Source organism: Arthrobacter sp. AB6, from assembly GCF_031844545.1.
Lineage (GTDB): Bacteria > Actinomycetota > Actinomycetes > Actinomycetales > Micrococcaceae > Arthrobacter.
On record NZ_JAUZVL010000002.1, the window covers coordinates 1 to 20,173 of the forward strand.

Annotated in this window: 25 protein-coding genes; 9 read left to right on the forward strand and 16 right to left on the reverse strand. The window is 64.5% G+C overall.

Going from position 1 to position 20,173, the window contains the following annotated elements:
• Nucleotides 1-189: 189 nt before the first annotated feature.
• From pgsA to Q9R30_RS01380, 5 genes are all read right to left on the reverse strand, one after another.
• On the reverse strand, nucleotides 190-813 hold the full coding sequence (gene pgsA, locus Q9R30_RS01360; RefSeq protein ID WP_104998088.1) for a phosphatidylinositol phosphate synthase: 624 nt from the start codon (nucleotides 811-813) through the stop codon (nucleotides 190-192).
• Nucleotides 803-1,390 carry an HIT domain-containing protein gene (locus Q9R30_RS01365; RefSeq protein ID WP_104998089.1) on the reverse strand — a complete coding sequence of 196 codons (588 nt, stop codon included), beginning with the start codon at nucleotides 1,388-1,390 and terminating at the stop codon, nucleotides 803-805. Before Q9R30_RS01365 ends, pgsA begins: the two co-directional genes overlap by 11 nt.
• Nucleotides 1,391-1,408: 18 nt before the next feature.
• The gene (gene thrS, locus Q9R30_RS01370; protein WP_104998090.1) at nucleotides 1,409-3,418 is read right to left on the reverse strand and encodes a threonine--tRNA ligase; all 2,010 of its coding nucleotides are present in this window, start codon (nucleotides 3,416-3,418) and stop codon (nucleotides 1,409-1,411) included.
• Nucleotides 3,419-3,534: 116 nt separating this feature from the next.
• Nucleotides 3,535-7,020 carry a DNA polymerase III subunit alpha gene (locus Q9R30_RS01375; protein ID WP_311216549.1) on the reverse strand — a complete coding sequence of 1,162 codons (3,486 nt, stop codon included), beginning with the start codon at nucleotides 7,018-7,020 and terminating at the stop codon, nucleotides 3,535-3,537.
• The gene (locus Q9R30_RS01380) at nucleotides 7,017-7,352 is read right to left on the reverse strand and encodes a DUF6504 family protein (RefSeq protein ID WP_104998092.1); all 336 of its coding nucleotides are present in this window, start codon (nucleotides 7,350-7,352) and stop codon (nucleotides 7,017-7,019) included. Before Q9R30_RS01380 ends, Q9R30_RS01375 begins: the two co-directional genes overlap by 4 nt.
• Before the next feature lie 156 nt (nucleotides 7,353-7,508).
• On the opposite strand from Q9R30_RS01380, the gene Q9R30_RS01385 reads away from it, so the two are divergent.
• Nucleotides 7,509-7,898 carry a hypothetical protein gene (locus Q9R30_RS01385; protein WP_311216550.1) on the forward strand — a complete coding sequence of 130 codons (390 nt, stop codon included), beginning with the start codon at nucleotides 7,509-7,511 and terminating at the stop codon, nucleotides 7,896-7,898.
• 19 nt (nucleotides 7,899-7,917) lie between these two features.
• Here Q9R30_RS01385 and Q9R30_RS01390 read toward each other — a convergent pair whose 3' ends face one another.
• Entirely contained in the window at nucleotides 7,918-8,238 is a 321-nt protein-coding gene (locus Q9R30_RS01390; protein WP_104998094.1) for a chorismate mutase, read from the reverse strand.
• Between the two features lie 19 nt (nucleotides 8,239-8,257).
• On the opposite strand from Q9R30_RS01390, the gene Q9R30_RS01395 reads away from it, so the two are divergent.
• Nucleotides 8,258-8,680 carry a VOC family protein gene (locus tag Q9R30_RS01395; RefSeq protein WP_104998095.1) on the forward strand — a complete coding sequence of 141 codons (423 nt, stop codon included), beginning with the start codon at nucleotides 8,258-8,260 and terminating at the stop codon, nucleotides 8,678-8,680.
• Nucleotides 8,681-8,707: 27 nt separating this feature from the next.
• Here Q9R30_RS01395 and Q9R30_RS01400 read toward each other — a convergent pair whose 3' ends face one another.
• Complete coding sequence (locus Q9R30_RS01400; protein WP_104998096.1) at nucleotides 8,708-9,469, reverse strand: SOS response-associated peptidase; 762 nt, start codon at nucleotides 9,467-9,469, stop codon at nucleotides 8,708-8,710.
• Nucleotides 9,470-9,735: 266 nt separating this feature from the next.
• Between Q9R30_RS01400 and Q9R30_RS01405 the strand changes: the two genes are divergently transcribed.
• The 4 genes from Q9R30_RS01405 to Q9R30_RS01420 all read left to right on the forward strand — a co-directional run bounded on the left by Q9R30_RS01405 (nucleotide 9,736) and on the right by Q9R30_RS01420 (nucleotide 12,086).
• Nucleotides 9,736-10,359, forward strand: a complete 624-nt coding sequence (locus Q9R30_RS01405) for a hypothetical protein (protein WP_311216551.1) — start codon at nucleotides 9,736-9,738, stop codon at nucleotides 10,357-10,359.
• A gap of 68 nt (nucleotides 10,360-10,427) precedes the next feature.
• A complete protein-coding gene (locus tag Q9R30_RS01410) occupies nucleotides 10,428-11,096 on the forward strand; it encodes a signal peptidase I (protein WP_311216552.1) in 669 nt (222 codons plus the stop codon).
• Nucleotides 11,097-11,255: 159 nt separating this feature from the next.
• On the forward strand, nucleotides 11,256-11,717 hold the full coding sequence (locus tag Q9R30_RS01415) for a hypothetical protein (protein ID WP_104998099.1): 462 nt from the start codon (nucleotides 11,256-11,258) through the stop codon (nucleotides 11,715-11,717).
• Nucleotides 11,718-11,828: 111 nt separating this feature from the next.
• Nucleotides 11,829-12,086, forward strand: a complete 258-nt coding sequence (locus Q9R30_RS01420; RefSeq protein ID WP_104998100.1) for a mycoredoxin — start codon at nucleotides 11,829-11,831, stop codon at nucleotides 12,084-12,086.
• 21 nt (nucleotides 12,087-12,107) lie between these two features.
• Here Q9R30_RS01420 and Q9R30_RS01425 read toward each other — a convergent pair whose 3' ends face one another.
• On the reverse strand, nucleotides 12,108-12,881 hold the full coding sequence (locus Q9R30_RS01425; RefSeq protein WP_396136682.1) for a biotin/lipoate A/B protein ligase family protein: 774 nt from the start codon (nucleotides 12,879-12,881) through the stop codon (nucleotides 12,108-12,110).
• On the opposite strand from Q9R30_RS01425, the gene Q9R30_RS01430 reads away from it, so the two are divergent.
• Nucleotides 12,874-13,266 (forward strand): DUF2177 family protein, encoded by a 393-nt coding sequence (locus tag Q9R30_RS01430; RefSeq protein WP_104998102.1) that lies wholly within the window; start codon nucleotides 12,874-12,876, stop codon nucleotides 13,264-13,266. The genes Q9R30_RS01425 and Q9R30_RS01430 overlap by 8 nt on opposite strands.
• 5 nt (nucleotides 13,267-13,271) lie before the next feature.
• Here the strand turns inward: Q9R30_RS01430 and Q9R30_RS01435 are convergent, their stop codons facing one another.
• From Q9R30_RS01435 to Q9R30_RS01445, 3 genes are all read right to left on the reverse strand, one after another.
• Entirely contained in the window at nucleotides 13,272-14,984 is a 1,713-nt protein-coding gene (locus Q9R30_RS01435; protein ID WP_311216553.1) for an AarF/UbiB family protein, read from the reverse strand.
• Between the two features lie 5 nt (nucleotides 14,985-14,989).
• Entirely contained in the window at nucleotides 14,990-15,532 is a 543-nt protein-coding gene (locus Q9R30_RS01440; protein WP_104998104.1) for a PadR family transcriptional regulator, read from the reverse strand.
• A gap of 126 nt (nucleotides 15,533-15,658) precedes the next feature.
• Nucleotides 15,659-16,462, reverse strand: coding sequence for a thioesterase family protein (locus tag Q9R30_RS01445; protein ID WP_104998105.1), 804 nt, complete (start codon nucleotides 16,460-16,462; stop codon nucleotides 15,659-15,661).
• 185 nt (nucleotides 16,463-16,647) lie between these two features.
• Between Q9R30_RS01445 and Q9R30_RS01450 the strand changes: the two genes are divergently transcribed.
• Nucleotides 16,648-17,325, forward strand: a complete 678-nt coding sequence (locus tag Q9R30_RS01450; protein WP_104998106.1) for an endonuclease/exonuclease/phosphatase family protein — start codon at nucleotides 16,648-16,650, stop codon at nucleotides 17,323-17,325.
• Here the strand turns inward: Q9R30_RS01450 and Q9R30_RS01455 are convergent.
• Nucleotides 17,297-17,824: an NUDIX domain-containing protein gene (locus tag Q9R30_RS01455; RefSeq protein ID WP_104998107.1), complete on the reverse strand. Its 528-nt coding sequence runs from the start codon at nucleotides 17,822-17,824 to the stop codon at nucleotides 17,297-17,299. The genes Q9R30_RS01450 and Q9R30_RS01455 overlap by 29 nt on opposite strands.
• A gap of 55 nt (nucleotides 17,825-17,879) precedes the next feature.
• The gene (locus Q9R30_RS01460; protein WP_104999751.1) at nucleotides 17,880-18,077 is read right to left on the reverse strand and encodes a DUF1918 domain-containing protein; all 198 of its coding nucleotides are present in this window, start codon (nucleotides 18,075-18,077) and stop codon (nucleotides 17,880-17,882) included.
• A gap of 130 nt (nucleotides 18,078-18,207) precedes the next feature.
• On the opposite strand from Q9R30_RS01460, the gene Q9R30_RS01465 reads away from it, so the two are divergent.
• Nucleotides 18,208-18,714 (forward strand): metallophosphoesterase, encoded by a 507-nt coding sequence (locus tag Q9R30_RS01465; protein WP_104998108.1) that lies wholly within the window; start codon nucleotides 18,208-18,210, stop codon nucleotides 18,712-18,714.
• A 75-nt stretch (nucleotides 18,715-18,789) separates the two neighbouring features.
• Here the strand turns inward: Q9R30_RS01465 and Q9R30_RS01470 are convergent, their stop codons facing one another.
• The 3 genes from Q9R30_RS01470 to Q9R30_RS01480 are packed head-to-tail and all read right to left on the reverse strand — an operon-like array spanning nucleotide 18,790 to nucleotide 20,154.
• Nucleotides 18,790-19,245: a DUF1810 domain-containing protein gene (locus tag Q9R30_RS01470; RefSeq protein ID WP_311216554.1), complete on the reverse strand. Its 456-nt coding sequence runs from the start codon at nucleotides 19,243-19,245 to the stop codon at nucleotides 18,790-18,792.
• Nucleotides 19,229-19,798, reverse strand: coding sequence for a DNA alkylation repair protein (locus Q9R30_RS01475; protein ID WP_104998110.1), 570 nt, complete (start codon nucleotides 19,796-19,798; stop codon nucleotides 19,229-19,231). The genes Q9R30_RS01470 and Q9R30_RS01475 overlap by 17 nt, the downstream gene beginning before the upstream one ends.
• Nucleotides 19,795-20,154 (reverse strand): TraR/DksA C4-type zinc finger protein, encoded by a 360-nt coding sequence (locus Q9R30_RS01480; protein ID WP_104998111.1) that lies wholly within the window; start codon nucleotides 20,152-20,154, stop codon nucleotides 19,795-19,797. Before Q9R30_RS01480 ends, Q9R30_RS01475 begins: the two co-directional genes overlap by 4 nt.
• Between the last annotated feature and the right edge of the window lie 19 nt (nucleotides 20,155-20,173).

The window sequence follows — 20,173 nt, forward strand, 5'->3', positions numbered from 1 at the left end:
TGTTCGCGGACGAACCGGCTTCGCTGCTTACATCAGGTGTAGACACAAAAACCCCTATGGGTAGATAGATGACCTTCGCCGGGGTGCAGGGCGGCACGGAGATGCCGATGTACACTCACCGGGTTGCCGGATCCATTGACCGGGCAGTCCTAATACTAGTCTCACCGCAGCCAGCAGGCTTAATTCGCCTTAATCAGCAGGCGACGGCTCGGCGAGGGACTGGCGCCGGACGGATAGTACTCGCTGCACCACCGTGATGAAACTCGCGATGGCCAGCAGAAGGAGCGTCACCAGCAGCACCACCTCCGGAAGCCCCAGGCCCGTGAAGCCGGTGACAACCAGCACCGATACCAGGCGCTCGGCCCGCTCCGCGATCCCGGTGTTGGCCGTGAAGCCCAGCGATTCGGCTTTCGCCCTGGCATACGAAACCACCATGCCAAGGACCAGGCAGACCGTGGCTGCCACTGCAATGGGAATGTTCGCCCCGCCGGTGAAAAACCACACGGCCAGGCCGGCGAACAGGGCGCCGTCGGCTATCCGGTCGAGCGTGGAGTCGAGGAAGTTGCCCCACCGGCTGCCCACCTCCCGCATCCTGGCCATGATGCCGTCCAGGACATCGGAGAAGATAAACGCGGTGATGAACAAGGTCCCCCACCAAAGCTGGCCGAGCGGATAAAAGACCAGGGCACCCACCACGACACCGGCGGTGCCGATGACGGTTACGGCGTCCGGCGAAACACCGATCTTGAGGAGCCAGCGGGCAAGCGGGGTGAACAGCGCGGTGAAGAAACCGCGGGCGTGCCTATTCAGCATCCGTCTCCCCGGGCCAGGCGTCGGCCACCTGCTGGCGGACCTCGTCGAGGGTCTGCGTGATGGCCTTGGTCTGGGCGATGATCGGGAAGAAATTCCCGTCACCGCCCCAGCGGGGAACGATGTGCTGGTGGAGGTGCGCCGCGATTCCGGCGCCGCCCACGACGCCCTGGTTCATGCCGAGGTTGAATCCTCCCGGGTTGGCCACTTTCCGCAGGACTTTCATGGCGGTCTGGGTGAGCTCCGCGAACTCGGCGGTCTCGTCGAGGGTCAGGTCGGTGTAGTCCGGAATGTGGCGGTAGGGGCACACCAGGAGATGGCCGGGGTTATAGGGAAAAAGGTTCAGCACCACGTAGCACGTCTTTCCGCGGTGGACGATGAGGGCTTCCTCGTCTGTCCGGCCGGGGCCAATGCAGAACGGGCAGTCGTTCTCATTCTTGAACTGGTGCTGCCCGCCTTTGATGTAGGCCATGCGGTGCGGAGTCCACAGGCGCTGGAAGGCGTCCGGGACACCGGCGAGGTCAAAGTCGTCGGTAACGCCGGCATCGCCTGGATACCCTGCGCCTGTGTTCTCCTGCACCGTGCTGTTCCGTTTCCGCTAGCTGGTCCGGTTACGGACGGCTTCCGTGATCCGCTTGACTGCCTCTGCCACGGGCACGCCGTTGTCCTGGCTTCCGTCCCGGAAGCGGAACGAGACTGCGCCTGCCTCGGCGTCATCCCCGCCGGCGATCAGCACGAACGGGATCTTGTCCTTGCTGGCGGTGCGGATCTTCTTCGGGAACCGGTCCGAGGAGGTGTCCACCTCGGCACGGATGCCTGCGGCCTTGAGCTGGTCGACGACGTCGAACATGTATTCGTTGAACGTTTCCGCCACCGGGATGCCCACCACCTGCACCGGGGCCAGCCAGGCGGGGAAGGCGCCGGCGTAATGCTCGGTGAGCACTCCCATGAACCGCTCAATCGATCCGAACAGGGCGCGGTGGATCATAACGGGCCGCTGGCGCGTGCCGTCTGCCGCCTGGAATTCCAGTTCGAACCGTTCCGGCAGGTTGAAGTCCAGCTGGATGGTGGACATCTGCCAGGTCCGGCCCAGGGCGTCCTTCGCCTGCACGGAGATCTTGGGGCCGTAGAACGCGGCCCCGCCCGGATCAGCGACAAGTTCCAGGCCTGATTCCTCGGCCACTTCGGCGAGGGTCCGGGTGGCTTCCTCCCAGGCGGCGTCGTCACCGACGAACTTCTCCGGATCCTTGGTGGAAAGCTCCAGGTAGAAGTCGTTCAGGCCGTAGTCCTTGAGCAGGTCGAGCACGAACGTCAGGGTCTTGGTGAGCTCACCCTTCATCTGCTCGCGGGTGCAGTAGATGTGGGCGTCGTCCTGTGTCATGCCGCGGACCCGGGTCAGCCCGTGCACCACGCCGGACTTCTCGTACCGGTACACGGACCCGAATTCGAACAGCCGCAGGGGCAGCTCACGGTAGGAGCGGCCGCGGGACCGGAAGACCAGGTTGTGCATGGGGCAGTTCATCGGCTTGAGGTAGTAGTCCTGGCCGGGTTTGCGGACGGTGCCGTCTTCATTGAGTTCGGCGTCCACATGCATGGCCGGGAACATGCCGTCCTTGTACCAGTCCAGGTGGCCCGAGACCTCGTACAGGTGGCCCTTGGTGATATGCGGCGTGTACACGAACTCATAGCCGGCCTCAACATGGCGCTGCCGGGAGTAGTCCTCCATCTCCTTGCGGATGATGCCGCCCTTGGGGTGGAAGACCGGAAGGCCCGAGCCGAGTTCGTCCGGGAAGGAGAACAGGTCCAGTTCAGAGCCGAGCTTGCGGTGGTCCCGGCGTTCGGCCTCGGCGATGCGCTCCTGGTAGGCCTTGAGCGCGTCCTTGGTGGGCCACGCAGTGCCGTAGATCCGCTGCAGCTGCTGGTTCTTCTGGTTGCCCAGCCAGTAGGCGGAGGACGAACGGGTGAGGGCGAAGGCATTGGAGATCAGCTTGGTGTTGGGCAGGTGCGGCCCGCGGCAAAGGTCGCACCAGACGGTGGTCCCGTCCTTGCGCTCCACATTGTCGTAGATGGTGATGTCGCCGGCGCCGACCTCAACGTTGACGCCCTCGCCGGCCTCTGCGGCTTCATTCTTCTTGCCAAGGAGTTCAAGCTTGTAGGGCTCGTCCTTCATCGCTTCGCGGGCCTCGTCCTCGTTGACCACGCGGCGGACGAACTTCTGGTTCTGGTTGATGATCTTCTGCATCATCTTTTCGAGGGTCTTGAGGTCCTCGGGAGTGAACGGCTCGGCAACATCGAAATCGAAGTAGAAGCCGTCGGTGATGTACGGGCCGATGCCCAGTTTGGCGTCCGGCCGCAACTGCTGGACGGCCTGTGCCATGACGTGGGCGGTGGAGTGGCGGAGGACGTTGAGCCCGTCCGGGGAATCGATGGTTACGCCCTCGACGTCAGCGCCTTCAGGCAGCTCCTGGTCCAGGTCCTTAAGCTCGCCATTGACGCGGGCAACAACAACATCACGGCGCTCAAAGAAGAGTTCCGCACCGGTTGTCCCGGTAGTCACCTTGGTCTCTTCGCCATCGACGAGAAGGGTGATCTGCTGGGCATCTGACACGGGTGTCTCCTATTCAAAGTTAAGGCTTCATAGCTTGTGGCATACGGGGACCACAGCCAGCCATCGTCAATGCTATCGGTTCCGCTCAGGCCCGACCAACGCGGCGCACCCGAGGATCAGCCGCTGAATCCCGTGATGGCGAGGGTGCGGGTGATTCCGTCCAGGGGGTGCCGGGCCTCCGGTTCCTGCGCCTGGGAACCCTGGAACGGCAAGGTTTCGGTGCGGCTCAGGTCCCAGGCCATGCTCGCGCTCAGGCTTATTCCCCGCGGGCCGGTCCGCCTGGTGGTGCCACGGATCAGGAGCAGCCGGGTTCCAAAGAGGAGCATTCCTGCCTTTTCCTGGGCTTCATGGAAGAAGACCGAATCTATGCAGCCGGTGCCGTCGTCGATGCTGATGAAAACTACCCGCCGGCCGCCCCGCATGGGCGGCGTCTGGGTTGCCACGCGAACCCCGGCCACCAGCACTTCCGTCCCGTTCCGCAGTCCGAGGAGCTTATCCGCCGTGGTGACTCCCAGCCTGTTGAGCATCGGCCGGTGGCTGTCCATCAGGTGGCTGCTGACATCAACAGCCATAAGGTCGAGTTCGGCCCGCACATTCTCCACCAAGGTTGGCGCCGGCAGCCCCGGCTTGACGTTGCGCAGCTCAACATCCCCCAAAGGCAGGGAGAGCTGCCCCTCGATAACCTCCACTCCTTTCCGTCCACTGCCGGAACCTTGGAGTTTTTGCAGATGTTGGACAAGGTCCGCACGGTTTGCATTGCCGCCTGCCTCCCGGTGAAGGGAATCAAAAGCGCCCAGCTGGGCCAGCCTTTTGATGCCGGGCTTGCTGATCCTTGACCGTGCCCTCAGGTCAGCGAGGGAGTCGAAGGGCTGGCCGGCGACGATCCGCTTAAGTTCTGTTGCGGACAATCCGTAAATGCCGTTCAGGCTTAGCCTGATTCCCAGTTTTCCTTCATCCGGGCCTTGCCCTACCCGTTCCACCCGGTACTCCGCCTTGCTTCGGTTGATGTCCAACGGGAGGATCGGGATCCCCAGGCGCCGGGCTTCCGCTACCAGCAGCCTTTTGGGGTACATCCCGGGATCGTGTTCCCACAGCCCGGCAAGGAATGCTTCGGGATGGTGAGCTTTCAGCCAGGCAGACTGGTATGTGGGGACGGCAAAGGCAGCACCATGCGCCTTGCAGAATCCGAAGCTTCCGAAGGCTTTCAAGGTCCCCCAGACGTTGTCCACCACAGCGGGTGCGTAGCCCCTTTCCCTAGCCGCTTTGCGGAAGAACTCCTCCACGCCCGGCTCAAGGGCGTCGTTGCCCAATGCACGGCGGAACTCGTCCGCCCGTGCAAGTCCGCAGCCTGTCATGACGTCGAAGGTCTTCAGGATCTGTTCGTGGAAAACGGTGACGCCGTGGGTCTCCGCGAGGACCGGTTTCAGGTCCGGATGGGGGTACACCTCGGGGGCGAAACCATGCCGGTGCTCAAGGAAGGGCCGAACCATGTCCGATTTCATGGGGCCGGGGCGGAACAGTGAGATATCGATGATGAGGTCGTTGAATTCCCGGGGTGCCATCTTGCCGATGAGCTCACGCTGCCCGGGCGATTCAATCTGGAAGCAGCCCAGGGTGTGGGTGCTCCTGATCAGTTCAAAGGTGGCTTCATCATCCAGCGGGACGGCATTGAGGTCGATGCGTCCGTTGTCCGCAATGTAGTCGGGACCGGCACCGTCCGGACCAGGTGAATGCTTTCCGGCTGCCACCACTTCTTCCTTGGAGGGGTGGATACGGATGACTTCCCGCACGGCAAAAGCCATGGCGCTTTGCATCCGGACCCCAAGGACATCAAGCTTGAGCATGCCCATGGGATCCATGTCGTGTTTATCGAACTGGCTCATGGGGAGGCCAAGTCCGCTGGGCTGCACAGGAGTGCGGTCAAGCAGGGTTGCGTCGCCAAGGATCACGCCGCAGGGATGCATGGAGATATGCCGGGGCAGCCTGTCAAGGCGTTCCGTCAGGTCCACCAACAGATCAAGTTGCTGGTTTCCATCCAGGTCCCGCTGTTCCACCCGGCCGGCGAACTCCCGAAGTTCAGGTTTTTCCTGGAGTGCTTCACGGAAGTTGCGGGCAGAAAAGCGCCACAGCTGCTTTGCAATCTCCCCCACCTCGTCGTCGTCCATGCCCAGCGCCATGCCGGCGTCCCGCACTGCACCCCTGGCCCGGTAGCCATTCTGCATGCTCATCAGGGTGACCCGCTCGGTACCAAAGCGCTGAAAAATCCGGTGGTAGACGTTGTGCCGCTCCGCGCTTTCAACGTCGATATCAATATCCGGAAGTGTTGCCCGGTCCTGCGACAGGAAGCGTTCGAAAATCAGGTCATGCTGCAGGGGGTTCACCTGGCTGACGTCGATCAGGTAATTGACCAGGCTTGAGGCGCCGGATCCACGGGCTGCTGCCCGCACTCCCATTTCCTGGATCATGCGGGACACCTCGGCAACCGTCAGGAAATAGGAGGAGAAGCCAAGGTTGCGGATGATGCCCAGTTCGTGATCGAGCCGGGAGCGCATCCTTTGTCCGGCAGTACCAGTAATTCCCGGGAACCGCCTGGTGATTCCAGCCTGGCACCGCTGGACGAGTTCAAGATGCGGATCCTGGCTGATCCCGATCACTGAAGCTTCCGGCACCACGGGCTGCTTCCACCCCATGTCCGTGACCGGATCAATCCTGCAAAGGTCCGCCAGCGCCTCGGTCTGCTTCATCAGTTGCTTGAGGTCCGCTGCGCCATAGCCTGCCGCAGAAATGATCTCCTTGCCCAGGCGGAGCATCTCCGCGGAGGATTTAAGCCAGCCTTGGCCTGTTGGCTGCAGCAGGGGCTCTTCCGCGAGTTCCGGCAGGGATTTCAGGGTGCGTGCTGAGTCGAGCACATCCGCGGTGGGTGCTCCGTCTGCAGCGCAGTACCGGACGGCGTTTGTCAGGATTGCAGGAACATGATGCTCTTCTGCCAGCTTGAGCATGCGGACAGCATGGGCTGTACTCAAGGGCTTTCCGGGTGCGCTGAGCTGGGAGACTATCTCGGCAACCAAAGTGCCTGCGGGCATTGCGTCCAGCCATTGCATGAACAAGGTGCGCGGGCGAAGGTAGCGCCGCCCGCCCATGGCCCGGCCGACGTCGGAATCTGGCCCGATCAGGACAGTCAACACCGGTTTCAGGGTTTGGGGATCGAGGGTTCGGGAAGCAAGTTCCGCCCTGGTCACGGCAACTGGAACCGTTCCCCCGGATTTCCCGGAGGTACGGGCATGGGCATCTGATATCAGCCTGCAGAGCGCGCGGTAGCCCGCCCCGTTGTTGTTGCCCCGAGCCAGCACCACCACCCTGCCGGCAAGCTGGGTGCGGTGATCGTCGTCGTCAAATACCGCAAGGTCAACACCCACAATGGGATCAATGCCCGCTCCCATGCATGCCTTGAGGTGTTTGATGGTTCCGTACAAACCGTCACGGTCAGTGCAGGCAAGGGCTGTTGCACCGTCAGCGGCGGCGGCCTGTGCCAGTTCCTCAGGCCAGGAGACGCCGTAGTGCGCACTGAAGGCAGTGGAGACGTGAAGATGGGTGAAGCTCATGCTGTCCTTGGCCGGAGTGCGTCATGGATGCGCAGCAGCCGCCAGCGGCCGCTTTGGATATGCCTGGTGAGGTCAAGCGTCAAAGTTTCTTCCGGCTCAAGGGCTCCAAGGACAGGGGGGTCAGGCCGCACCTGGACCCGCCAGATTTCGTGGTCCACCAGTCCGGGTCCACTGCCAAGCGGAGCGCGGCTTTCTTCCGCCCACCATTGCCGGCGTTCGTACCAGCGCACCGGTTCAGCACAAACAGCATAGGAACGTCCTGCCCACAGCAGGCGCAGGGGTTCGCCGTAAGCGCCGCACTCGACGTCCACGGATTGGCTGAACATGCCCATGGCGCCTCCTGGATCCAAACTGGTTTATTCGAATACCTGTTCGAATACATCCAGTCTACCCCTGCCCTGAACGTGCGCAAAGAAGGGTACGGGGAAGGACAAGGAGAATGGCGCGCAAGGGTGGACGGACCGATCGACAGGGAGCAGGATGGTGCCATGAGCACCCAAGACGCACTTCTAAAGCAGGCAAGCATTTCAACCCAGGACTCCACCGTGGTGGCCACGTTCAATATAGACGGCACCATCCCGGCGTCCGGTGCTTACGTGGTTGGGCTGGTAGGTGCTACGCCGGACTATTCAACACAACGGCGGTTATGCATTGAGTTCATGAACGGGGAGGCGATTGCCTTTTACTCATTCAACCGTGAACAGGGAGTCGAAGAAGACTACGACCTGTCCGGCGTGACCCACTCCGATAGCACCATTACGGGCAGCTTCCCCATGGCGGCCTTGAACGGCCTTGGCAAGGGGCATGTCATGTCAGCCTTCAGCGAGGCCGAAGGCAGGGAATTCCAGCACGGCGTCCCCGTGGAGGAACACCTCTGAACAAGGGCTTGCGGGCAGCTCAGCTGTTCCCTTTGTGGACCCGCATTTCCAGTTCGATGAAGCCGGAGATCATTGCCCGGTACGTGGACTCCACGATGTCCGGGTCGATGTCTTTTTTCTCCGCCGCCGAGCGGACATGCTCAATGATCCGTTCCACGCGCCCGGGCGCACGGACTTCGGCGTCATCGCCCTTGAGGGTTCCGGCAATCCGGATCAGCCGTTCCCGGCGGGCGATGAGGGTGACAATCTGGTCATCAACCTCGTCAACAGCAATGCGGACCGCAGCGAGCTGTTCCTTGTCGGCCAAAGCATCTCGATCATTTCCTTGAATTGTCGCCATCGTCTGACAGTATCGAAGCATGCAGCCCAGAGTCGACTTCATCTCACTAGGTGTCCGCAGCGTTTCCGCCTCCCGCGCGTTCTATGTGGACGGCCTTGGCTGGCCGGTCCACCGTGAACTTGCGGAGGATGTTGTGTTCATCCAGGTGAACCACGGTTTGGTGCTGTCCCTGTGGGACGTGCGCCAGATGCAGGCTGACGCCGGCGTCAGTCCGCCCGGCCCGGTTCCCTGCATCACGCTTAGCCACAACCTTCCGTCCACTGAGGACGTGGACCGTGTCATGGAAGAAGCGGCCGCTGCGGGGGCCGTCATTATCGCGGAACCCATCACCCAGCCGTGGGGCGGGTACAGCGGATACTTCGCCGATCCGGACGGCTTCCGGTGGGAGGTTGCCTACAATCCCACCTGGAGAGTGGACGACGACGGCGCGGTCACCGTTTAGCGCTTGCCGCGGGTCCGCGCCGGACTGCTAGAAGAGTGCTTCAACGGGCCGGATGAGTTCCGGCCCGTTGTTCCGGACGTTGCCGACTTCTTTCCCGACTGAGTCCACGCGCCAGTCCGCCGCCACGTCCTTGACCCCCGCCCGCACCAGGTCAACCAGGCCTGCGGCGTCGTCCGCGGCCGGGTCGAGCCATGCCCGCATCGTGGCTTTGTCCATGGGCAGCGGCACGCGGTCATGCAAGGCGGTGAGTTTTCCGAACACCGTCGACTCACTGCCCGGCGGCGGCGTGTCAGTGGTCAGGATGGACGTGGAGAGCATCCAGCCGCCGGGCTCCCCTGCCGGCCACGCGGGATCCTTCCACCACTCATAGAGCCCTGCGAAGACCAGGCCCGTCCCCCCGCCCGGGTGCACATAGTACGGCTGCTTGGATTTTCCCGGACCCTGCTTCCATTCGTAGTATCCATCTGCCGGGACTGCACAGCGGCGCGACTGCGCGGCCTTGCGGAACGCCGGCTTCTCAAGCACGGACTCACTGCGCGCGTTGATCATCCTTGAGCCGATGCCCGGGTCCTTGGCCCAGGACGGGACCAGCCCCCACCGGGCAACATGGAGCTGGCGCACCTGCCTGGCAGCCCTCCCGTCATCCACCAGGCGTTCCAGGACAATGGGAACGTCATCCGTCGGCGCCACATTCCACGACGGCGGAATGCTCACCTCGCCCTCAAGCTCGGCGTCGAACTCGGCCAAAAGGTCCCCCACGGCACGGGCCATCACGTAGCGTCCACACATGGCTCCAGCATGCCACCGGCGCCAGGTGGTGTCATCCGGATTGATGCCAGGGATTCTCTCAAGGGAGTGGATGTGGCCAAGGGGCTGGCTACGCTGGCCTTGATTCAATCTTGAGCGTTAGGTCTTGTTTTTGATGGGACTTTGACTATCACCGACCAGGTTTCTTGATACGGGGCGGGCATTGTTGGCGTTGTCGGAAGGGGAAGCCGGCAGCCAATCGGACCGCAGAAGGCGGGCCGTCCTCAAAGAAATGGAAGTTTGTCATCATGGGTCTCAGCCTCAACACCACCACAGGTAAAGTCGTCGCCTCCCTGGCCCTGGTCGGCACCGCCGCCGGCGTCGCAGGCCTGGGCACGTACGGTGCATTCACCTCCAGCACCTCCGCCTCCACCGAGGTCTCCTCGGGCACCGTTGCAATCACACTGGGCGCATCAGGCGCAGCCAACCGCCTCAGCGTCGCCGCCACCGGCCTGGTCCCGGGCGATACCGTGCAGCGCGCCGTGACGCTCACCAATGCCACCGGCAACCAGGCACTGGCCGGCATCACACTGACAACGCTGGCCACCACCACCTCCAAGCTGGACACCGACCCGGCCCTGGGCCTGCAGCTCGCGATCGACAATTGCTCCGTTCCGTGGACCGAAGCCGGCACCGCCCCCGCCTACACCTACACCTGCGCGGGCGGGACCATCACCCAAGTCCTGGCCCCCCGCGCGGTCATCGGTGCCAACCTCCCGCTGACCGGTCTCACCTCCACTGCGGCCGGCAACACCGATAACCTGCGCGTAACCCTGTCCCTGCCCGGCGCAGCGGACAACACCTTCCAGGCCAAGAGCAGCGCCATCGACCTGTCCTTCACCGGAACGCAGCGCTCCGGCGCCAGCAACTAACCAACCTGGTCCTCCGCCGCCTGCTGAGACGTGGGCGGCGGAGGGCACCACCTGGAACGGACACCGCCATGACGGCAGCTTTCACCCAAGACCCCCCTTGTGCCACCACGGCGGCATCCTCCGCCGCTGCACCGGCCGTAGGCCGCTGGGCCAAAGCGCTCCGGCCCACGGCCAGGGCTGCATCGACGCTGATGATGCTCGGCGCCGTGGCAGCGTTCCTGTTCCTGGCCGTCGGGCCCAGGGTCCTGGGGTACCAGACCAGCACCATGCTCACCGGATCCATGGCCCCGCTGATCAACGCCGGTGACGTCGTGGTATCAGTACCGAAACCGGTCAGCAGCCTCAAAACCGGGGACATCATCACCTATGGGATACCGGTCGAGGACCACCGCGTAGAAACCCACCGCATCATCGAAATTGTCAGGAAAGGCGACGGGACCACGTCCGTCCGCACCAAGGGCGACGCAAACAACGGTGCCGATCCGTGGACCGCCGCCCTGCAGGGCGGCACGGTCCATGTCCACTCCGCCACCATCCCGTACCTCGGGTCGGCCATCCGGGCCCTCCGGGAACCGGTGCTCCTGCAAAGCCTGGTGTACGGCGCACCGGCGGTCCTGGTCGCCATGGTCCTGCTCTCGATCTGGAAGACGGAACCCAGTGCCAACAGCTCCTCCCCGTCGCAGAGCACGGCTGATGGACATCTTGCCGCCGGGGATCCGGCCCACGGTGCTCGATGACCGTCGGCTGCGGAAAAATGGCAGAGGGCACGGCAGCCTGGACCAACAGGGCTGTTACGCACATCCTGCTCTTGCCTGTGGCTGCTCCACATCCTTCCGGAGCGGCGGCGAGTACAAGCAGGAATAGACCATCCCGGACACTGAAAAGGAGATTAGGCCGTGCGCACCATCCGAGACACCGAGGCGGCCAGGCCCTCCGGTGTCGCCCGGTCCGCGGCGGTCCTGACAGCGGCCGCGGTACTGCTCTTCGCGCCAGGAATCGCCCAGGCAGCGTTTACTTCCGAGGCAGCGGGAAAGATGAGCGCAGCAACTGTCTACCTGGCGCAGCCGGTCGGCACGGCGGCCACGTCGAGTTGCACCGGCAGGGACCTGACGCTCACCTTCACGAACTATGGCTACGTTCCCCGCGCCAATGCATTCCGGATCGAAATCTTCCAGGATGCCAACGGCATGACGCCGCTGCTCGTGGTGGACAGGGCCCAAAACGACCTCACTCCGGTCACCGTCAGGCTGTCAGGCGTAAGGTTCGCAAGGCCCTATAACATCCGGGGACTCTACACCACCGGGGGAGGGAACACCTGGACCGGGCAACCCCTTCCAGGCGCCACCGTCTCCTGCTGAACCGCCATTGGCGACATATGAAGGGCCTGCGGCCGGGGTTTGCCTGGGAATAGAGGCCGCCACGTTACCGTTGTCAGGAACGAAACCGTCATCGACACAGAGGAGAGCTCCGTGGACTTCACTCCCGACTCCGGCACCATCACCATGTTTTCCACTACCTGGTGCGGCTACTGCAACCGGCTGAAGAAGCAGCTGGATGCCCAGGGCATCGGCTACACCGAGATCAACATTGAGGAAGTGGAAGGCACGGCCGAACTCGTGGAGCAGCTTAACGGCGGCAACCGCACGGTACCCACCGTCCTCTTCCCGGACGGCACCGCAGCCACGAACCCTTCCGCAGCCGAGGTCAAGACCCGTCTCGCAGCCTAGGTTTTAACGCCACCGCGCGGGTCATGCCCCCAGGCTGCTGAAGGAAGCGGCCTCCAGGACGGCATGGCCCGCGTAGGTGGCAAGCAAGGCATTTTCCACCGCGGCTACGTCCATGCCAGGGACCAGATCGTCCACCGCACCTGCCGTGGCGGGATTCCAGTCCAGCCCCAGGGCGGCATAGCTGTCGGTCAGCACTTTGCGGATGGGCGCAGAGTTTTCCACCACAATGACGGAACTGAAAAGCCAACCGCCGGCCACAACGCGTTGCGCCGTGCCCACCAGCTTCACCCGGCGGCCGCCGTCAGCCGGATCGGTTCCGTGCACGCTGAACTCACCGGGGCAGTATTCGCCCGGAATCTCGCCCACGGCCGCCTGCACGCCGACGCTGCGCAGTACCTCGGCAAACAGCTCCCCAAAGAAACCGAACCTGGTTTTGGACCCTGCGATCGCATCGGCATCCGGTTGAAGGTGGTCCACCACCAGGGCCCCCTCGTGGTAGGCGGCCGCCCGCCCCCCTGCCCGGCGGACCAGGGGCTCGAAGCCGTTGGCCCTGCACGCCTGGGCAGCCGCCTCAAAGCCCGGCAAGCGGGTGTCACGCTGGCCGAAGGCCACGGTGGGCGCAGGCCGGTAAAGCCGGAGCGTGGGGCCAATGTCCCCCGTCTTCACCCGCGCCAGGAGTTCCAGGCCGAGCTCCAGGTCACGGCCCGCACCCAGCGACCGTTCCTGCCGCACAACGGTTAGCGTGCGGGGTCCGGGGCCGTCGTCGTACATGTTGCTAAGCTCCCCTATGGTCATACTGCAGTTCCTGGTTGTCGCCGCCGCCTTCGCCGCGATTGACGCCGCCTGGCTCAAACTGATGAACCCCTTTTACCGCAGCCATATCGGCGAGCTGCTGGCGGATAAACCACATCTAGGTTACGCCGTCGCCTTCTATGTCATTTACATCGCCGGGATTGTGTTTTTCGCCCTTCGGCCTGCCCTCGACGGCGGCAGCTGGCTCACTGCCCTGGGTTACGGCGCGGCGGTGGGCGCCTTCGCCTACGCTACGTATGACCTCACCAACGCCGCCACCCTGAAGGTGTGGCCGCTGCAGCTGGTCGTGGTGGACATGCTGTGGGGCGCCTTACTCACGGGGCTGTCCACGCTTGCCGGCTGGCTTGTATTCCAGGGACGCGCCTGACGCGGTCACGGGCCGCGGCGGCCCGCCCACAGCCCGTGCAGCAGCGGGACCACGGAACCGGCCATGAGGACGCTGCCCAGGACAACGTCGTCTGCCCGCACCACGGCGCCGGCGATGAGCAGGGCCGCAAAAACAAGGGCCGACGCCGACCGCCGGGCCCTGCGGTCCAGCCGGGCGAGCTGGCGCTCAATGCGGGGATTGGCCACCGCAAGCGACCCCTCCTCGAGGCGGCTGGCCAGTGCTTCCAGGCGTTTCGGCAGCCGCAGGGCGATCGCCGCGGCGTCGAGGGCCTGCTGGGCCACGTCCTGCAGGAGGTTGCCGCGCTCGTCGCGCAACAGCCGGGCAGCATACGGTTCCACCGAGTCCCACAGGTTGAAGCGTTCATCAAGCGAGCTGCAGACGCCGGACGTCAGAGACATCGCCCGGATGATCAGCAGGAAGTTCTCCGGGAACTGGAACGGCAAAGAGCGGATAACGTCACCGAACTCCACGGCGAAATCGCGGAATTCCTTGGGATCCACTTCACGGAGCTCGGCAAACCCCATCCCCCCGAAGCGGGCGAAAAGGTGCGTCATGGCCCTTTCCAGCTCCACGATGTCCGCCGACGGCGCCAGCACGCCGACGTCGTTGATCGCCGCCACCAGCCCCTTGCCGTCACGCGCCGCGGCCGCAATCAGCAGCTTCCTTAGACCGCTGCGCGTGGAGTCGGTGACCTCGCCCATCATGCCGAAGTCGATGAACGTCAGTTTCCACGGATGTCCCCCTGAGCCGGCGGAATCAGGAGTGACAAAAATGTTCCCCGGGTGCGGATCCGCGTGGAAAAAGCCGGTGGTGAACAACTGGTCGAACATAACGGACGCGAACACCGGGGCCACTTCGGCCGGATCGATGCCGGCGGCGCGAAGGGCTGCGGCCTCCGTGATCTTGACGGCCGTGACATCTTCAAGGGTAAGGAGGCGCCGGGTGGTCCGCTCCCACGCGACGCGGGGCACGCTGACCCTGTCATCATGTGCAAACCCGGCCTCGAAGCGCTCGGCATTTGCCGCCTCGTGCAGGTAGTCGATCTCCTCGAAACTCGTCTGCGCGAACTCCTCGACCAGGGCCGGGACGTCCGCACGGCTGGAAACCAGGCGGATGCGGCTGAGCCATCCTCCCACCTTGCGCAGGGCCGCCAGGTCGACGTCGACAATCCTGTCAATGCCCGGGCGCTGCACCTTCAGCACAACATTGGCGAGCCCGGTGTCGGCCGCGTCGGCGGGCAGAAGGCGGGCACGGTGCGCCTGCCCCAGCGAGGCGGCGGCGACCGGTACCTCCTCGACGAAGGCGAACACCTGCTCAAGCCGGGCGCCCAGTTCCTCCTCCGCAAGGGCGCGGATCGCGGGAAACGGAACCGGGGGGACTTCGTCCTGCAGCCCCTCCAGCTCCCTGGTGATCTCGGGCGGAAGGACGTCGAGCCTGGAGGACAGGAACTGCCCCACCTTGATCATCAGGCCGCCCAGTTCCACTGCCATCAGGTGGAAGTTCCGGGCGAAGCCCTGCATCCTCTTCGAACGTGTCCGCCTGGCGATGCGGGCAAGTCCGATCCGCGGGAGGAACAGCTCAAACCACCACGTCACGGCCAGGTTCCACGCGGCAAAGCGAAGGATGCGGCGGTAGCGGGCACGGGTGTCTCCGGCGCCGGGTACCGGGGCGGGGCGGTCCCGGCGGACGAACGCCACCCGCGTCAGTCCTGGGCGAGGATCGAGTAGATCCGGCGCCGCGCCTCGTCGAGCACTGCCACGGCCTGCCGCACCTGCTCCGGTGAACCCGTGCGGCCAACCTGGGCCGCAGCCTGCGCTAGTTCCACACCGGCCTTGGGCAGGGCCGTAAACCCGCCGGCCTGGGAACCTGCTGATTCCCAGGGGGCCGCCGCGGCATGGTCGTTCGCCACTTCCTCACGGCCTGCCTCTGTCAGCGAATAGATCTTGCGGCTGTTGGACTCCTCCGCACGGATGGTGCCCTCGTCCGCGAGCAGCTGCAGTGTGGGGTAGACGGAGCCGGCGCTTGGCTTCCAGCTGCCGTTGCTGCGCTCCTCGATCTCGCGGATGATCTGGTAGCCGTGCATTGGCCGCTCCGCCAAGAGGGCCAGCACGGCTGCACGGACCTCGCCCTTGCCGGCGCGGGTTCCTGCGCGCTTTTCAAACCGGGACCGCAGCTCCTCGACGGCCTGCCACATGCCATCGATGTTGGTCCCGCCGAATCCGCCGGACGGATATGAACCACGCATGATGTTCTCCCTTGTGAATCTTGAACGATATACAACGATACTCAACGACACAGGGCGGGATCTAGGGGCAGGGCAGATTTCAACCACGCGAGGCTTCGCTTCCCGCGGGCGAATCTGAGGGCAATGTCAGGTTCTGCGGATAGTGAGGATCTGCTCGGCACGCCCGAACGGACCCTGGAGGTCGTGCAGCACGGTGGATGTCAGGCCAATCCCGTCTCCGCCGAACGACACAGCATTGTCCAGGCCCAGCCACTCCCCCTCGGGGCTGCGGTACATGTGGACCTGCAGGTCCAGGTTGGGAAAGGCATAACTGTCCTTGCCCGGGGGGACCCTGGCCGCAATACCGTTGGCGGTGTCCACCAGCCCCATGAGCCGGGCAAGGTCGCCGCTGTCGCCACGGTCCGTCAAGGGGTGGCCTGTCCGGAGCCAGACCTTTCCGGCGCCCGGCCGGTGCCCTTCCGCCACCCTCATTTCAAGGGAGCGGATGTAGCCGCCCGGCCAGACGGATGCGCCATCGTACGGCTTGCAGTCCTCCGGTCCGGGAATCGGGCTGTCCTCGATGGCGGCCACTTCGGTGGTATCGCTGGTGACCAGCCGCCAGGCAGTGGCGCGAATGGCAGTCCGCCCGCCGGCCACCAGTTCCGCCTGCAGGAGTTCGATGGTCTTCCCGGGCCGGAGGGTAGTGGTTTCGATATGGAAGGCGCCGCCCGGAATAAGGCCCAGGATCTCGTAGCTGATCCGCGCCATCCGCATGTCCGCCCGCGGCTCATGCCGTTCCAGGCTGTCCGCCATCAGGCCCGACGCGGGCGCCATGTGTTGCTCGTGCACGTTCCAGGCGCCCTGGGCATGGATGGTGGAACGGAAACGTCCCCCGCCCAGGTTCAGGTAGTAGAAGCTTCCCTCGGCCAGTTCAGGCAAATCTGCGGTCAAAGCGGGCCCCTCCGGTGATACTCAGTGAATTGGCCTTAACCCTATCTGCCATCCGCCAGGTGGCTGGCAGAGGCGGTCAGCCGAGGGGGACTTGGCCGGACGCGGCGAAATGTTGGAGCCTGACAGGAGTCATCCGACTAGACTCAGGAACTGGTCCTGTCAGCAACCCTCGGAAGAGGTGTTCCATGCGTGTCATCAGCTACAACCTCCGCAAGCACAAGGCTAGCGGTGAACTCCTCGCCCTGGCGCGGAACCATGATATTGATGCGCTCTGCCTCCAGGAGGTGGATTCCAGCGACCTCCCCGAAACGCTTGGGCCGCTGCACCTCGCGGATGCCACCAAGGGCAACCGGCTGGGGCTGGCCATCTATTACCGGATGAGCCGCTTCACCGCTTTGGACACCCAGTCCTTCGCACTCAAGAAATCAATGCATGACCGGGTCCTGGCCCCGGCCCATGAGCGGCTGATCGGCACCCGGGTGATGGACAATGAGACCCAGCATGAGCTGGTCATCGGCTCCTTCCACGCCGCGCCCCTCACGGCGTCGAACTCGCTGCGGCGGAAGCAGATCCATGCCGCCCACGCCGAGCTGCTCAGCATGGGCAAAGGCCTGATGACCCTGATGGTGGGCGACTTCAACTATCCGTTCTTCACCAAGAACCTGGACATGCACATGAAGAATTCCGGCTATGCCCTGTCGCTCAGCAACAGGCGCACCTACACCCGGTACAAGGTGTTTAAGGGCCATTTCGATTTTGCAACGTCACTGGGCCTGGACATCGAAAGCGTCGAAACGCTTCCACGCGGGAACTCGGACCACCTCCCGATCCTGGTCACCGCCGAGTACGGTCCGGACTACTAGGCCCAAGCCGTTCACGCAGGGCGGGCCACGATGCCGCGAATCCCGGGTGCAGTTCCAGGCAGGCCACATCGGCCATCGGCACCCACCGCAGTTCGAGGCTTTCGGGATCACTGATCACCGGATCAAAGGGCTCCCTGACCAGGACCACCACCGTGGTGTAGGACCAGTAGCCCACGTCAAACAGGGACGTGAAGAGCAGCTCCACGTTGCCGGCGGGGACGGCCGCTTCCTCGAAGGCTTCCCGGAGCGCGCCCGTGATGGGCTCCTCGCCATGATGGAGGGCCCCGCCGGGCAGGCCCCATGTCCCCCCGTTATGGCTCCAGACAGCCCGGTGCTGCAGCAGCACGCCTTTTTCCGGATCGTAGGCCAGCACTCCGGCTGCACCGAACCGCCCCCAGTAGCGGCCCCGGTCCCCTTCGACCCAGGCGTCGCCGGGGTCCCGGGGACCGGTGCGGACGGGTGGGGCTGTGGACGCGGTGGAAGCCGACAAGTGATCCATCGCTCCAGTCTGGCAGGTGCCATGGATCGGTGCACCTGCCTGGCCGTTCCGTCAGTCAGGCCTGGTTCGCGTGGCCGCGTTCGACGGCGAAATCACCGCCGGGATACATGATGGTTTCGTGTCCGTCATCAAAGCGGACCAGGTAGGGCGGCGTCCCGCCCTGGCCCCGCACCTCCAGAATCACTCCATGCCGGTCTGTGGCCCCAACGGTCCTTCCATGGACGATGATGCGGTCGCCTTGCGTTGCCTCCATGGCAATCACCTCCAAGCCCAAGAGTACGACTGCCTCCGCAGCGGGGAAAGGGCGAAGGAGAAAGTGCGGAGGGAAATGGGGGCATGGAAGCGAGGTGGGGAAAAGGCCGTGCCATGGCAGGATTTTGGCCATGCCTTTGAATCTGGTGCTGGTCGCCGATACCCATGTCCCGAAGCGCGCCAGGGCGCTCCCCGCACAGGTGTGGTCCGCCGTCGAAAACGCCGACCTGGTCTTTCACGCCGGGGACTGGGTGGAGGCGTCCCTCTTGGCGGAATTCGAAGAGCGGAGCCGCTCGCTGCTGGGCGTCTACGGAAACAACGACGGGCCGGAGCTGCGCCGGCGGTTGCCGGAAATTGCCACGGCCACCCTTGAGGGCGTCCGCTTTGCGATGGTCCACGAAACCGGCCAGGCAAAGGGACGCGAGGCACGCTGCGAAGCGCTGTATCCGGAGGCGGACGTCCTGGTCTTCGGCCATAGCCACATTCCGTGGGACACCACCACCCCGCGCGGGCTGCGGCTGCTCAACCCGGGTTCACCCACCGACCGCCGCCGCCAGCCTGTGTGCACCTACATGACCGCCGTCGTGGACGCCGGCCGGCTGGCCGACGTCCGCCTGGTGGAGGTTCCCCGCGGCTGACGGGAGGCTGGAAGGGACGGGGTTGACGGCGCCCGCATAACTGCCTGTGTTGGAACAGCAAAGATGCTTAGCTTTTCAGTCCTGGTCCTGCTCCGCGAGCAGCGCGTCGGTGGCCTCGTCCGGCTGGCCGTCAAAGAACTGGGCAAGGACTGTCTTGAACACCGTTTCGCCGGGCGCGGCGCGGAGGAACAGGGTCATGGACGAGTGCAGCTTCCGGGCATCGATGCCGCCCAGGATGTCCTCTGCAGTGCGCCCGGCGTGGTTGGTGAGCGCCTGGGCGCACTCGAGGAGCCGCGGGCCGAGGACCTCGTGCTCGAGGTACGCCCGGGCTTCGGCAAGCGAAGTGATGGCGTATTTCCGGGAGGTGGGGCTTTGCCCCAGGCCGGCGAGCTGCGGGAAGATGAACCACATCCAGTGGCCGGTCTTGTTGCCGAGCTGCAGCTCAGCCAAGGCCTGTCCGAAGGTCCCGCCCTCCCCTGCGCCGCTGTCCTGGGCTGACACGAAGCGGTCCAGGTCATAGGGATCGTTCATAGCTGTCTCCTTTGTGCGGGGTCTCAGGGCCGGACTGCTGCTCGATGAAGGCCGCAGCCCTGCGCAGCCGCCCGTCCGGGTCCTGGCTCCACCTGGCAAGGACAACACCTGCGCGCTGCCGGTCGCGTCCTGCCAGTCCAGCCAGTAGCGGCAACACTACGTCGGACAGCAGGGGCTCCACCAACTCGCGGCTTCCCGCGGAACGAAGGAAGCCCTCGATCCGGGTCAGGTCCGAGTGCAGCAGGAGACTGGCCCTTGACTGAAGCAGCACCACGGCGGCCTGTCGGCGCTCAAAAACCGGCCTGCCACCGGGTTTCGGTTGGGCCCACAGCCCGGACGCCAGCAGGACCACGGCATCGTGGTCCAGGTCCTTGAACTTCCTCAGGGCGTCCCGGACCGTTCCACGGACGGCGCCCACCGAGGAGCCGTAGGAGGCAAGCACCCCGCCCAGCCGGGACTCGACGTCGTCCGCGCGGTACCAGGCGCCCTCATTCTGCAGGGTGCGGTCGATGAACGCCGCGGCCGCTGCCACATAGTCGGGCCCGCCGTTCATCGGCCACGTCCAGCGGACGCGTGCCGGATGCAGAACGGCGTCCAGGGCCTGGCCTCCAGCCTTCCCTCCGCTATGGATTCCCCGCAGACCGCGCAGATGCCGTACGTGCCGGCAGCGATCCGGGCCAGTGCGGCATCCACCTGGTCAAGGCCGGCGGTGCTTTGCTTGAGCAGGGCAGCTGCCTGGGACAGCTCGAACGCAATGGTGGAACCCTCCGGATCGTGTTCGTCGTCGACGTTCGAATCCTGGCGCGCGGAGTTTGCCGAGGCAATGTCGGCGCGGAGCGCGGGGAGCAGTGCCAGCTTCCGCTTCCGCTCCTCCTCGAGGAGGATGCGGAACCTTTCCACATCAGGCATGGGAAAAGCCTAACGCGGT